The organism is Paenibacillus terricola, assembly GCF_014779765.1.
Classification (GTDB): domain Bacteria; phylum Bacillota; class Bacilli; order Paenibacillales; family Paenibacillaceae; genus Paenibacillus_T; species Paenibacillus_T terricola.
In genome coordinates this window covers 22,628-37,050 of the sequence record NZ_JACXZA010000009.1, presented here as the reverse complement: position 1 = coordinate 37,050, position 14,423 = coordinate 22,628, and the positions used below count along the sequence as shown (strand labels likewise).

At 53.2% G+C, this 14,423-nt stretch carries 10 protein-coding genes; 6 read left to right on the top strand and 4 right to left on the bottom strand.

Features of this window, described 5'->3' with window-relative positions:
• The first annotated feature begins 181 nt into the window (after nt 1-181).
• From H8B09_RS26915 to H8B09_RS26905, 3 genes are all read left to right on the top strand, one after another.
• The gene (locus tag H8B09_RS26915; protein ID WP_191206700.1) at nt 182-940 is read left to right on the top strand and encodes an RNA polymerase sigma factor; all 759 of its coding nucleotides are present in this window, start codon (nt 182-184) and stop codon (nt 938-940) included.
• 222 nt (nt 941-1,162) lie between these two features.
• Nucleotides 1,163-1,747 (top strand): ATP-dependent Clp endopeptidase proteolytic subunit ClpP, encoded by a 585-nt coding sequence (gene clpP, locus H8B09_RS26910; protein WP_191206699.1) that lies wholly within the window; start codon nt 1,163-1,165, stop codon nt 1,745-1,747.
• A gap of 256 nt (nt 1,748-2,003) precedes the next feature.
• A complete protein-coding gene (locus tag H8B09_RS26905; RefSeq protein WP_191206698.1) occupies nt 2,004-4,484 on the top strand; it encodes an S-layer homology domain-containing protein in 2,481 nt (826 codons plus the stop codon).
• Between the two features lie 131 nt (nt 4,485-4,615).
• On the opposite strand, the gene H8B09_RS26900 is transcribed toward H8B09_RS26905, so the two are convergent.
• The 3 genes from H8B09_RS26900 to H8B09_RS26890 all read right to left on the bottom strand — a co-directional run bounded on the left by H8B09_RS26900 (nt 4,616) and on the right by H8B09_RS26890 (nt 7,891).
• Nucleotides 4,616-5,944, bottom strand: coding sequence for an FAD-dependent oxidoreductase (locus tag H8B09_RS26900; protein WP_191206697.1), 1,329 nt, complete (start codon nt 5,942-5,944; stop codon nt 4,616-4,618).
• Between the two features lie 292 nt (nt 5,945-6,236).
• On the bottom strand, nt 6,237-7,067 hold the full coding sequence (locus H8B09_RS26895) for an ABC transporter permease (protein ID WP_191206696.1): 831 nt from the start codon (nt 7,065-7,067) through the stop codon (nt 6,237-6,239).
• Between the two features lie 44 nt (nt 7,068-7,111).
• Complete coding sequence (locus H8B09_RS26890; RefSeq protein WP_191206695.1) at nt 7,112-7,891, bottom strand: ABC transporter ATP-binding protein; 780 nt, start codon at nt 7,889-7,891, stop codon at nt 7,112-7,114.
• Between the two features lie 677 nt (nt 7,892-8,568).
• On the opposite strand from H8B09_RS26890, the gene H8B09_RS26885 reads away from it, so the two are divergent.
• Both H8B09_RS26885 and H8B09_RS26880 read left to right on the top strand, forming a co-directional pair.
• Nucleotides 8,569-9,495 carry a TauD/TfdA dioxygenase family protein gene (locus tag H8B09_RS26885; RefSeq protein ID WP_191206694.1) on the top strand — a complete coding sequence of 309 codons (927 nt, stop codon included), beginning with the start codon at nt 8,569-8,571 and terminating at the stop codon, nt 9,493-9,495.
• 76 nt (nt 9,496-9,571) lie between these two features.
• Nucleotides 9,572-10,630, top strand: coding sequence for an aliphatic sulfonate ABC transporter substrate-binding protein (locus H8B09_RS26880; RefSeq protein WP_191206693.1), 1,059 nt, complete (start codon nt 9,572-9,574; stop codon nt 10,628-10,630).
• A gap of 470 nt (nt 10,631-11,100) precedes the next feature.
• Here the strand turns inward: H8B09_RS26880 and H8B09_RS26875 are convergent, their stop codons facing one another.
• A complete protein-coding gene (locus H8B09_RS26875; RefSeq protein WP_224754062.1) occupies nt 11,101-11,943 on the bottom strand; it encodes a LysM peptidoglycan-binding domain-containing protein in 843 nt (280 codons plus the stop codon).
• 182 nt (nt 11,944-12,125) lie between these two features.
• Here H8B09_RS26875 and H8B09_RS26870 point away from each other — a divergent pair, with 182 nt between their 5' ends.
• The gene (locus tag H8B09_RS26870) at nt 12,126-14,306 is read left to right on the top strand and encodes a DNA topoisomerase III (protein ID WP_191206691.1); all 2,181 of its coding nucleotides are present in this window, start codon (nt 12,126-12,128) and stop codon (nt 14,304-14,306) included.
• Nucleotides 14,307-14,423: the final 117 nt, after the last annotated feature.

Here is a 14,423-nt window from a genome sequence, read left to right as displayed (position 1 = left end):
CTAGAGATTAGGACTATCCTATCATCGATAGTGAGATTCAACAAGTATTGGGAATCGCGCTATATTAAATGTAAAGAGGGATTTAAGCGACGGAAAATTTTTTGAGCAAGACCGTATCGTTTGGCGCGCCGATTATCGTTATACAGTGGGAGAGATCGATCAAGGAAGGCAGGGATTCGGCATGAAACGAGTAGAGGATCGGGAGCGCATGCATGTGCTCGTCGAGGAGCAGCACCATCGGCTGAAGCGATTTTGCCGCAAGCTTGCGGGTTCGGTGTGGGATGCGGATGATTTGGCGCAGGTCACTTGGATGAAAGTATGGCAGCAGGGCGCGGGCAATAAGCTCGTTAGCAGCTCTTATCTGTACCGCGTAGCGGCGAATGCATGGATCGATATATGCCGTAAGCGCCGCATTGCATGTGAGGAGCTGACAGAGCAGATCGCGGAACGACTGTCGTCGGCGGATAGGGCAGAAGTGTCGCCAGAGTTGACCGAAGCGATGTCGGCTGTGGTGTCGCTGCTTCCACCGCGTCAGCGGATGGTGATGCTCCTTATAGAAGGGCTGCAGTTTACGGCGGCTGAGACGGCTGTCCTGCTGGAGATGTCGGAAGGCGCAGTGAAAGCTGCGTTGCATCGGGCGAGAACGAAGCTGGATAGGTGGAGGCAGGAGCAGGTTGGCACAGGTCGTCGGGCACCACGGGGTGCAAGATTGTCTGTAGTTCGCAGCAACCATGCTGATGAGGCGGTTGTCTATGCTTACCTAGAGGCGTTCCGCACACGGAACGTGACGGGATTGCTCCTGCTGTTGAACGCTGATGAGTCGCAGGATGTTCTGCCGGCTGTGCAAGGCGTGCATGCAGCGTCGACGCAAGCCAAGGCAGGCGTTGATGTAGTGAGCAGCCGCATGGGCGGCTATGATTCGATGATGTACGCGGCTTAGATTAGCAGCCAGACCTTCGAGCCTTGCTCGATCGGTCTCTCCCAACTACAAAACAAAGCTTACGCTTCCGATGCGACGATTTATTCCAGACCTCCGAGCCTTGTTCAGTCGGTCTCTCCCAAAATAAATCGAGGCTTATGCTTCCGATGTAATGTTTTGCAGCTCGATCTCAAGCTTTGCTTGACGATCTCTCCCAACTACAAAACATTTGAGGTGATTCCCATGTCCAACTATGTACCTTATGTAGTGGAGCAAAGCAGCCGCGGCGAGCGGTCTTACGATATATATTCGCGTTTGTTGAAGGATCGGATTATTTTCCTTGGTTCGGCCATCGATGATCAGGTGGCGAACAGCATTACCGCTCAGATGTTGTTTCTGGCGGCGGAGGATCCGGAGAAAGATATTCACTTCTATATTAATAGTCCAGGCGGATCGACGACGGCTGGCTTCGCGATCTACGATACGATGCAGTACGTGAAGCCGGATGTGCAGACGATCTGCGCAGGGATGGCGGCTTCGTTCGCAGCCATCTTGCTGCTGTCGGGGACCAAAGGCAAACGTTTCGCGCTCCCGAATAGCGAAGTGATGATCCATCAGCCGCATGGCGGAGCGCAAGGTCAAGCAAGCGATATCGCGATTTCCGCCAAGCGCATTCTATCTACTCGCGAGCGATTGAACCAAATTACTGCCGATCGTACCGGCCAGCCGCTTGATCGGGTGGAGAAGGATATGGATCGAGACTATTTCATGACTGCCGAGGAAGCGCGCGACTACGGCATCATCGACCAGATCATTACGAAGGCATAGGAGTAATGAACGGATCGTAATAGGCAGTATCGTTAAAGCAAGCCCATCATAATTGACGGGTTTGCTTTTTTTATGCGCTCATTGCTTGGTACAACAGGCTTTTTACAATAACAACATATCTATTTAACGACCGTCGAACGTTTGTCCGATACGATGCAGACGTAGAGTTGCTTACAGTTATCTGGAAGTTGATTACAGCATCACGTTATTGCAGAAGCGAATTACTACCAATTCATGAGATGGAGGAAGGCTTACAATGAAATTCGAAAAATGGTTTGTCCGCTCGCGTGTGCAGAGCATCTCAACGTTGTCGCTTGCCGCGGCACTGGTATGGGGCGGTACGCTCGCTGGTCTGCCGGGAGAAAGCGGACGTGCTCATGCAGAGGAAGCGCAGACCGGCGCCGCAAATACGACCACGAACGCATTCGAGCTTCGTGTGCTGCACACGAACGATACGCATGCGCATCTGGATAACATCGCTCGTCGTGTGACGGCTATTAAGCAAGCGCGCAACGATAATACGCTGCTGCTCGACGCGGGAGACGTGTTCTCGGGCACGCTGTATTTTAACAAGTATGATGGTCTGGCTGACCTGTGGTTTATGAATGAGCTTGGTTACGATGCAATGACATTCGGCAATCATGAATTCGATAAAGGACCCGCTGTTTTAAAAACATTCATTAATAACGCATCATTCCCGTTCGTAAGCAGCAATATTGATTACGGTACGGACAAGGACCTGAGCCCGCTATTCGATTCAAAAGTTGGCGAGCCAGCAGAGAACGGTCATATCTATCCGGCGATCATCCGCATCGTGAATGGTGAGAAAATCGGGATTTTCGGCTTGACGACACCGGATACGGCAGCCTTGTCATCGCCGGGTGAAGCGATCCACTTCAAAGATATTAAGGAAAGTGCAGAGCTTGCTGTCAAAGCGCTCCAGGATCAAGGTGTTAACAAAATCATTGCATTGTCGCACATCGGCTTCAACCTGGACGAGCAGTTGGCAGATGAGGTAGAGGGCATCGATATTATCGTGGGCGGCCATTCGCATACGAAGCTGACCGCGCCAGTCGTTCATCATGCGGATGCGGATCATGAACCAACAATTGTCGTTCAGACAGGTGAATACGGTGCTTTCCTTGGCCAGTTGGACGCGACATTCGATGCGGATGGCGTGCTGACGGCTTGGAACGGCAAGCTGATCGAGATCGATGCCAAAGATACGGCAGGTCAATACGTCATTGCTTCGGATGCTGCTGCACAGACCAAGCTTGCAGAATACACGGCACCGCTTGAAGAGCTTAAGAAGACGGTAATCGGCTCTACGAAAACCGTTCTTGACGGCGAACGCGGCAATGTGCGCAAGAAGGAAACGAACCTTGGCGACCTGGTCGCTGACGGCATGCTGGCGAAAGTGAAAAGCCTCGTTCCAGCGACGACGGATGTAGAAGGTTATGTTACGATCCAGAACGGCGGCGGCATCCGTGCCTCGATCGATGAAGGCGACATTACGCTTGGCGAGCTTCTGACGGTTATGCCTTTCGGCAACAATTTGACCGCGCTCAAAATGACGGGGAAAGAGATTGTTGCTGCGCTGGAGAACGGCGTAAGCGGCGTTCAAACAGGCGAGGGACGGTTCCCGCAAGTGGCAGGCATGCGCTTCTATTATGACTCCACGAAGCAGGGAGATGTCGTTGATTCCGTCTCGAACAAGATTGTGACGGCTGGCCAACGGATTGCGAAGGTGCAGATCAAGAACGCGGACGGCACGTACTCGGATATGAAGCCTGACGCTTATTACATTGTTGCGACGAACTCGTTCATGGCTGACGGCGGCGACTTCTATGCTTCGATGAAGCAGGCCAAAAACGCTGGAAGACACTACGAGCTGAATCTTGTTGACTACGAGGTGTTCCGCAGCTACCTCGATACGATCGGCGAGGTTAATCGTTCGGTAGAGGGACGCATTACCGATCTGCTCGGCGAACCGCTCCCGTCTACCGGCGGCAGCACGGGGAATACGAACCCGAATACAACTACGCCAAATACCAATAATGGCAACTCCGATACAGGATCGACAGGCACGGACAATGAAGCAGGCAGTGGTGATACTGGCAGCAGCACGGAAACTAACGGAACGGGCACTGGCAGCACAGGTGGAACAAGCACTGCGGTGTCTTTCGAAGACGTAGCGGTTGACTACTGGGCGGCTGCAGGGATCCAGAATGCAGTGGAACGCGGCATTGCTTCCGGTTACCCTGACGGTACGTTCCGTCCGGACGGAGCGACGACGCGCGCGGAGTTCGCAGCTATGCTGGGACGCGCATTCGGGTTGAAAGGCGATGCAGCTAACGCATCGGCCAAATTTACCGATTGGAGCCGCGTTCCGGAGTGGGCGCGTGCGTTCGTAGCGCAAGAAGCAGCGGCTGGCATCATCGGCGGCTACGCGGACGGTACGTTCCGTCCATCGGAGAAAATAACGCGAGCTGAAATGGTCGTCATGATCGTTCGCGCGCTTGGGCTGGAGCCAAGCAAGCAAGGTGCAGCGAACGCTGCAAGCCTGCCATTCACCGATGCGGCTTCGATACCGGCATGGGCTGTACCGTACTTCGCTGCAGCGAATGAAGCGGGATTGATCCAGGGGCTTGGTGACAAGCTTGATCCGAATGCGAAGGCAACCCGTGCAGAAGTTGTTACGCTGCTGGTAGACGTGCTTTACTATATCGGCAAGTAAACTAGCCTCGCGCATATGGAGTTGAAACAGCCCGCCGCGTCTCGATGAGATGCGGCGGGCTGTTCGATTTTGCTGGATTCTAAGCCGTAGATTGAGCTGCTCGGTGGGGGGGGAGCGGGTGACTTTTGTGATTAAATCGCCTGCAAACCAGCTTGATTAAGCAGATTCCAAGGTTTGTTATAATGCGGCTGGAAAAAGAAGTCGACGAAGCTGAGCTCGTTCATCGTCATGCCGTTCTGGATGCAGACCGACATCGTGTTGATCGCTTGCGTCAGATCATCCTTCGACAGCACTTGTGCGCCAACGATACGTCCTGTTTCCGCTTCGTATACGACTTTCAGGAGCACCTTCTCGAACGTCGGCATAAACTCCGGACGGTCGTTGTCTTCGAGAAGTACAGTCTTCACTTGCATGCCAGCGTCAATCGCTGCTTGTTCCGTCATGCCCGTCGATGCGATGTTGAGGTCGTAGATCTTGATGCCCGACGTTCCTTGCGTACCCATGTAGCGGACAGTTGGCTTCAGCAGGTTGCGTGCAACGAGCGTTCCCATCCGTACGGCGTTCGTAGCGAGCGGGATGTAAGCATGTTTGTGCGTCGGATTATAAAAGACTGCGCAGCTGTCGCCAGCGGCGAACACATCCGGATGGCTGGTGCGCATATATTCATCGACCAGGATAGCGCCGTTCGGCAGCATGTCGACTTGGCCTTTCAGCAGCTCGGTGTTCGGACGGAAGCCGATGCACAGGACAACCAGGTCGGTTGCATACTCGCCAGCGGTCGTTACAACCGTATCGACGCGGCCATCTTCGCCGCGGAAGCCGGTTACCGTCTGACCAAGCTGAAGCTCGATGTCACGTGCCGTCAGCTCTTGCTCGATGGCGTCGGTAAATTCGCGATCGAGATATTTGAACAGAATACGATCCATATTATCGATAAGCGTAACTTTCTTGCCTAGCATCTCGAACGCTTCAACGAGCTCGATTCCGATATAGCCGGCGCCAATGACGGTGATGCGGTCTGCATGCTGCGCTTTGTCGATGATCGTCTGGGCGTGCGCATAGTTTTTGCAGAGGACGATGTTGTCGAGTTCCATGCCGTCCAGCTTCGGAATGATCGGCCACGAGCCGGTTGTCATGACGATCTTGTCATACGTATCGGTTGTTACTTCGTCGGTTGCCAGATTGCGTGCGCGGAGCGTGTGGTTCTCGGTGTCGATGTCCAACACGTCGTGGCGCATATTCATTCGTACGCCCATCGCGGTCAGCTGCTGTGGCGATGCGTAGAATAGTTTATTCACGTCCTGTACAACGCCGCCGACATGAAGGGCGATGCCGCACGATAGGAACGATACGTTGTCGTTACGTTCATATACCGTAATTTGAGCTTCGGGATAAAGCTTTGCCATTTGCGTTACAGCAGCCGTGCCAGCATGTGTGCATCCAATAACCGCGATCTTCATACGAGATTCCTCCTCAAATTTCCTGTGAATTAATTCACATACTCAGCTAAAAATAAAACTGCGATCGCGTTAGCGTTACGTTCGATTCCGCAGATCCGAGCTTTCATTGAAGCCTCGGTTAGTTGAGTCGTTAGTTGTGATATAATTCACAACCTTTTGTTGGTCTTATCATATGCGACTTTGATTCGTTTGACAATAGGTTGTGATATATTTCACATGTTGGTCACAACTGATTGGGAAGTGCAAAAAACAACCGCCCGAAGCATCGCTTCGAGCGGTTGAACGCTAACCATTAACCTTTAAAGCTATCCTGCCAGCGCAGCAGACGCTGCTCCAGCACGCGAACGATTGAGTCGGACAGCTTGCCGACGATCGCGAAGATCGTAATGCCGACGAACACGACGTCCGTCTGTACGAATGAGCGTGCGTCCTGAATCATGTAGCCGACGCCGCTCTCTGCGCCAAGCAGCTCGGCGACGACTAAGCAGAGCCAAGCGATGCTGAGCGACAGCCTTGTGCCGAGCAGAATGTTCGGCAGGGCAGCAGGGAGGACAAGGCGTGTCGTCCTTTTCCACCAGTTGAACTCCAGCACGCGGCCGACATCGAACAGCTTCGCATCGACATTGCGTACACCGAGGAATGTGTTCACATACATCGGGAAGAATGCGCCTAGCGAGATTAGCAGCACCTTAGACAGTTCGCCGAAGCCGAACCACATGATGAACAGAGGCGTGATCGCAAGCAGCGGAATCGTCCGCAGCATTTGGACCGTCGGGTTAACGACTTCCTCGACCGGACGGGACATGCCGACAAGCAGGCCGATCAGCAGACCGGCGCCGCCTCCGAATAGGAAGCCCAGCGAGGCGCGAACGAGGCTGATACGAAGATGATGCGGCAATTCGCCCGTCTTGGTCAGCTCGTAATATTCTTTAAGGATGTTCCATGGCGACGAATACAACGTCTCGGAGATCGCGCCATTGGAGGATAGGATTTGCCAGATTGCAATGATTGCGGCGGGAATGATGGCTCCGCGTATCACGCTTTTCCAAGGGAATGTCCGTTTCGGACGGTCGGTAATTGGCTTGGCAGCTTGTTCGCTGCGTACGGCAACGGTAGTCGTCATATTCAATCATCCTTTCCTTATCAAACGCAGCTAACTGTGAGCAGTTAGATCGTGTAACTTGGTTCCTCGGTTTCCGAATGCTCCAGGCTGCGCAGCACATGCGTCCGAAGATCCTGGAAGGCTGTTCCCGTACGTTTACGCGGATACGGCAGATCGATCGGGATGACAGACTTGATTCGGCCGGGCTTCGCATCCATGACGACGACACGGCTGGAGAGGAACACGGCCTCGTCAATATCATGCGTAACGAGCACCATCGTCGTGCGGTTCGTCTGCCAAATTTCGAGCAGCGCTTCCTGCAGATGGGCGCGAGTGAACGCATCCAGCGCTCCGAATGGTTCATCCAGCAGCAGTACCTTCGGCTTGCGAAGCAGCGCTCTTGCAATCGCGACCCGCTGCGACATGCCGCCGGAAATTTGGCGCGGATACGCTTTTTCGAAGCCTTCCAGCTTCACTAGCTTAATTAACTCATTGACGCGTTCACGAACTTCCGGTTTGCTGAGCGACAGATCGGCGGCGATGTTGCTCTCGACATTCAACCAAGGGAACAGGCGATGCTCTTGAAAAATAAACCCTTTCTCCTGCGATGGCCGATCAACCTTGCGATTCTCAATGTTGACGCTGCCCACGTAGTCGGTGTCGAGGCCGGCAATAATCTTTAGCAGCGTGCTTTTGCCGCAGCCGCTCGGACCGATGACGGTCACGAAGTCGCCTTCCGTGGCATTCAGGCTTAGTCGGTCGAGCACATGAGTGGTGCTGGCGCCGTTCCGAAATATTTTGCTGACGTTGTCGATCTCGAGCAGTGCTTTCGTCGTCGTTGTCATATTCAACACATCCTTGTGAGGTAATAATAGAATCAAAAAAGGAGATTCAGGCAGCGAGACGCTAACGACAGCAGAAGGCTGTATCGTCTAGGCTCACTTGCTCCGAATCTCCATTCGCATGGTCGACTCTTGTGCGGGTGCATTCATTTTTTCTGAATTAATTCCAATCCTATCACTCGGAATTAAACCTGTCAATAACATATTATTCACACCATTTAAGTATGAATTGCTTGATGGAATTAGGGGGTTAAGGCGTGGATTTCGACGGATCAGCCCCTTTTTTACTCCGTGCTATAGATGAAACGATTGATTTCAGGCTATTGCGAAATAAATTAAGTTTTAAAACATATTGACATACTCGGAATTAGATTGATAAGATTTAGTCATCATAACGACGTACTTCAGCAAAGCCGAATCAACTGGATAGCGGGATCGACTGGACAACCGGAGATTCACGGATATAGCGCAGAGCAAGGTTAATACGAGCGAATAGACGCTTTTATAAACCGGACGCTCTTAAGAGACGAACCACAGCGATGCATGTATTCACTTGTAGAGTAAACGCTGCGAGCTCGAGCTCGGCTGCTATAGCTGTGAATCTTTTTTTTACCCGTAAATCCCACTAAGCAGGTATGCAAACTATGAAATTATAAAACGATGATTAGGAGCTGATTCGCATGACAAATCAAACGATCGATTATCTATCCCGCAGCTACGCACCGAAACGCCAGAGACATGCAGGCATCTACCAACTTCGCCGTCTGCCGGAAGGTGTAGAAGAGCAGCCATACACGCTGTTCACGGTTAAGCCGCTCGGCCCGGTCATCGGTGCAGAGATTGAAGGCGTAGACTTGAGGCAGCCGGTAGGACCAGAGCTGCAAGCTGAAATCCGCCGCGCTTTCCTCGAATTCAAAGTACTGTTCTTCCGCAATCAGGATATTACGAATGAACAGCATCTCGCATTCGCGAAGCTGTGGGGCGAGCTGGAGAAGCATCCTTTCCTGCCGCAAGGCAACTCAGAGGAAGTGACTCGTTTCGCGAAGGATAAGAATGTAACAGGCATGGAGAATATCTGGCACACGGACGTAACGTGGCGTGTGAATCCGGCATTCGGTTCCGTACTCCGCTTGTCGGAAGTTCCGCCATTCGGCGGCGACACGCTGTGGTCCGACCAGGCAGCAGCATATGATAACCTGCCAGATGAAATAAAAGAACGAATCGATGGTCTGAAAGCGATTCATGACTTCACACCTTCGTTCGGCCGCGCACTGACGCCGGAGCGTCTGGCTGAGAAGCAAATCGAATTCCCGGCTGCAGAACATCCAATTGTTCGTACGCATCCGGAGACGGGCCGCAAGACGTTGTTCGTTAATGCTGCATTCACGATCCGCATCGTCGGACTTGAGCCCGAAGAAAGCGAAGAGCTTCTGCAATACCTGTTCGCGCAAGCCAAGATTCCAGAGTATCAAGTACGCTTCCACTGGGAGAAAAACTCGATCGCATTCTGGGACAACCGTGCGACGCAGCACTACGCCGTATCCGATTACTTCCCGAACGTCCGCGTAGCAGAACGCGTATCGATCATTGGAGACATTCCTTATTAAGATTCCTTCGGAATCGATTGGGATAGAAGTGGCCTAATTACATTCATACAGAGATGAGATTGAGGGGGAAACCAGCATGGTGAAGTGGACAAGAGCAGGTCTGGTAATGGCATTGGCAGTTATATTGACGTTCGTGGTAGCGGCATGCGGCGATAAGAAGGACAATGCGAAGGATCATTCGGCGCAAGGCTCGTCGTCTCAGACGACCGAAGGCGCTGCGGCATCTGACGAAACGTCCAAGCCCAGCGGCGATAAAGTTAAGGTGAACATTGCGATCAACGGCGGTCTCAGCCCGCTCATTATTGCCAAAGAGAAGGGCTTCTATGAAGAAGCTTTCAGCAAGCTGAACGCTGAAGTCGTGTGGAGCAAGTTCCCGAGCGGCCCGCCGCTGCTGGAATCGCTTGTAGCTGGACGCGTCGATCTCTCGTTCCTAGGAGACGGCGCGACGATCGCCGGCATTTCGAACAAGCTGCCATTTGAAATCATCGGCCTCAACTCCGAGGGCAAATCCGGAGCTCGCCTGCTCGTTCCGCCTAACTCCCCGATCCAGAAGCTGGAGGATGTGAAGGGCAAGACGATTGGCCTGCCGAAAGGCACGGTTGCCAACGTTTATTTGATCAAGGTGCTTGATGCGGTTGGCCTGTCGATCTCTGACGTCAACATTATCAACCTGCAGATGGATGACGCGCAAGCTGCATTCGAGAGCGGCAAGCTGGACGGCTGGGTTGCATGGGATCCTTACATTACGCAAAATGTGAATGCCGGCAAAGCCCGCATCGTGGAGTCGGATACGGAAGTGTTGTCGCCTACGTCTCTCATTGCCCATACGAAGTTTGCTAAGGAACATCCGGAGCTTGTCGTCGAATTCCTGAAGGTATACAAACAAACCGTCGATTATGAGCTTGCCCATGAGGATGAGTCCGCGCAAATCTTCTCGGATCAGACGAAGATGTCGATCGATACGGTCAAGCAGGTTCTCGAGAATTCCACGCCGATTCTGTCGGCTTATACACAGGCTGCACTGGATGCACAACAAGCGTCGAGCGATATCCTGTACGAGAACAAATTTATTAAGAAACAAATTTCGTTCAAGGACGCTGTGAACGACACGTTCGTTACGGAAGCATTGAAATAATAAATGGTGAAAGATCAGCAAGGATAGTAATAAAAAGATCATAGAAATGGACAACGGCACCCCTCAAGGGTGCCGTTTATTGTGCTGCTATATTCAACCGGTGCGCTGACGATGCGCGTTGATTCCCCGGTTCGTTAGTCAATCATGTAGTCTTGCCCAGTTCCGCTATGCTACAGCAAAGCTTAACTAAAACAACGAAAGCCCTACCTCTCTTTCGTCCTTGCGGCTCCGAAGACCGCGCCAGTGTGAATCAGCGAATGGTGTTATGGCGAGTGAACAACCAACCTTCGCCAGAGCGGCGGATACGGGCAGAACGTGAAGTTATTTGCCAGGAAAAATAGCTTCTAAGAGGAATCCTGCGAGGTTAAATATAGACATATAACTATTATTATAGCAGACCCTTAAGCAATACGCAACATGTAATCACAAGTTTTCTAGCATTTGTAAGGCGATCGACCTGCGACAACCGCTTAGCCCAGCTCCCACCATTTCAGATTTAAGAACGGATCAATCGCCGTATAAGGGCTTCGTGTATAAATGCCGAAATGCAGATGCGAATCGAACATGCCGCTTGTTCCTTCTGGTCCATAACCTGTGCTGCCCGCATAACCAATCAATTGACCAGCCGTCACAACGCTGCCTTTGACAATGCCAGGAGCGTAACGGGACATATGCGCGTAGTAAAATTCCTTGCTGTCGTCGACGCGGATCGTCAGCCGCCAGCCGCCGAGTTCAAGCCATCCGGCTTGGACGACGGTGCCGCTCATCGCGTTATAAATCGGCGTACCTTCGGGCGCCATAATATCAACGCCTTCATGGGACCGTACGGTGGAACCGTCGGCCGACCAAGTGCGCGTATCCGCGAACGTGTTGCTGAATGGAGAATATGTACCCTTTTTCAAAGGAAAAACGCCATTAAGATGGGCTGTTGGTTTCTTCGGAACATTGATCGTCAGGCCGGGCCAGATGTTATTCGGGTTAGCCAATTGCGTATTGGCAGCGAGCAGCTTGTTCAGCGGTACGCCAAGCCGGTTCGCGATCATCCACATCGTGTCGCCAGCCTTCACGCTGTAGGTGGTCTGATAGGATGGGGATGGCACTTGAAGCTGCTGTCCGTCGAGCAGCATATCGGATTGCAAGCCATTCGTCGCTTTGAGCTCAGCGATGGTCGTATTGAAGCGAGTTGCGATCGACCAGAGGGAGTCGCTTGGTTGAACCGTGTATGCAGCAGCGAAAGTGGATGCAGGGGCTGACAGCGTGCCGAGCAGCAGCCCGCCAAGCAGGAGGGTGGACATAGTTGAGCGTAATCGCATGATGCACCTCATTTTCATTTTTGGATGTAAGCCCTTACAACTATTAAACCAGCGATCTGATGCGGCTGTGAACCAGTAAATGATGGTAACGATTCTTTGACTTTGCGAAGCGGAATGGCCGATAATGAGAGCATTATGAATTACGTATTTCGTATTACGTGTTTAAGGGGAGAGGCATAGGGATGAAATCGCTCGTATTAGCAGAAAAGCCAAGCGTAGCGCGGGAGATTGCGCGTGTACTTGGCTGTACGAATAAAAATAAAAGCTACATTGAAGGGCCCAAATATGTGGTTACTTGGGCGCTCGGCCATCTGGTCGGGCTTGCAGAGCCAGAGGATTACGATACGAAATACAAGACGTGGAATCTGGATGATCTGCCGATCATGCCGGAGCGCATGAACCTCAAGCCGCTGCGCGAGACATCCGGACAGTTCAAAGCCGTACTAGGACTGTGCAAACGTGCAGATATCGCCGAGCTTATTATTGCGACAGATGCGGGGCGTGAAGGCGAGTTGGTCGCGCGATGGATTATGGAGCTTGCGCGCTGGAACAAGCCGTTTAAGCGGCTGTGGATTTCGTCGCAGACGGACAAGGCGATCAAAGACGGATTCGCAGCGCTGAAGCCTGGCCGCGACTATGACCGGCTGTACGCATCTGCGGTATGCCGGGCAGAGGCCGATTGGCTGATCGGCTTGAACGTAACGCGTGCGCTGACGAGCAAGTACAATGCACAGCTATCGGCAGGACGGGTACAGACGCCGACGCTGGCAATGCTGATGGACCGCGAGCGCGAGATCAACGGCTTCCAGCCGAAGCCTTATTGGACGGTGTCGGCCGAGTTCGGCGGCTTCCAAGCGGCATGGCGCAGCGAGGAAGGACATGATGGACGGCTGTGGACACGGGAAGAGGCGGAAGCGGTTATAGCTAGGACGAACGGCAAGCCTGCGGTTGTTGATCGGCTGAAGACGGCGGAGCGCAGTGAACCGCATCCGCTCGCTTATGATCTAACCGAGCTGCAGCGGGATGCGAATAAGCGGCTGGGCTTCTCGGCTAAGCAGACGTCGAATGTGCTGCAGCGGTTGTATGAGCAGCATAAGCTCGTCACGTACCCGCGGACGGACTCGCGTTATTTGTCTTCCGATATGGTCTCGACGCTCAAAGGACGTATGGAGACCATTGCGGTTGGCCCTTATGCAACCGTGGCGCGTAAGCTGCTTCGCAGTCCGCTTCCTGTAACGAAGCGCATTGTGGATGACAGCAAGGTAAGCGACCACCATGCAATCATTCCGACGGAGCAGTATGTAAATCTGTCGGCGCTTAGCCCGGAGGAGCGCAAGCTGTACGATCTGATCGTTCGTCGTTATCTTGCGTTGTTCAGCCCTCCTTGCCGTTATGATGAGACGAGCGTTGTCGTCCGTGTCGGAGGGGATCGCTTCTATGCACGCGGCAATGTATTGAAAGATGCCGGATGGAAAGAAGCCTATGGCAGCGTCTCGGCAGCTGACTTGGATGGCGAAGATGACGGCAGCGGCGATGGCGCAGAAGATGGACGCGCTGGCGATAGCCGCAGCGGGGGCGGGCAGCTGCTTCCGCCGCTTAGCGCGAATCAATCGCTGCCGTTCAAGCAGAGTCGGCTTCGCGAAGGACAGACGCAGCCGCCGGCACGCTATAACGAAGCAGGACTGCTGTCCAAGATGGAGAAGTACGGCCTCGGTACGCCTGCAACGCGTGCTGACATTATTGAGAAGCTGCTTTCCTCGCAGACGATCGATCGTCAAGGCAGCCGCCTTGTGCCGACGGGCAAGGGCAAGCAGCTTATCGAGCTGGCGTCCAAGGAGCTGCGCAGCCCTGAGTTGACTGCCGAGTGGGAACGCGAACTGGAACGGATTGCGAAAGGACAGGGCAATGCGAAGCAATTTATGGCGGGCATTCGCCAGAAGGCTGCGGCATGGGTGCAGGAAGTGAAGCAGGAAACGAAGGAATACAAGCCGCACAATCTGTCGCATGCACGTTGTCCGGATTGCGGGAAGCCGATGATTGAAGTGAATGGCAAACGCGGCAAGACGCTTGTGTGCCAGGATCGGGAATGCGGCTACCGCCGCGCGGCGGAACCCTCGTTGTCCAACAAGCGCTGCCCGCAATGCCGCAAGAAGATGGAGATCCATACGGGCAAAGCCGGCAAGTACGCGCAATGCCGCCGCTGCAACGTTATCGAGATGCTGGAGGACAAAGAGGGTGGCGGCGGCCGAGTGAACAAGCACCAGCAGAAGCGGCTTGTTGAGCAGTTTAGCGATAAGGTGACGTTGTCCGGCGGACTGGCTGATGCGCTGAAGGCGGCGCTTGAAGGACAGAACAAGGACTAAGGTCACCGTCCTTTCCATCTAGAATGAAGGAACCGAAAAGGGAGTACCTTACTGTTGAGGACAGCAATGTCGCTAACGGTAATGCCAGCAATTCGGATTGTACAGCACGGCATAACG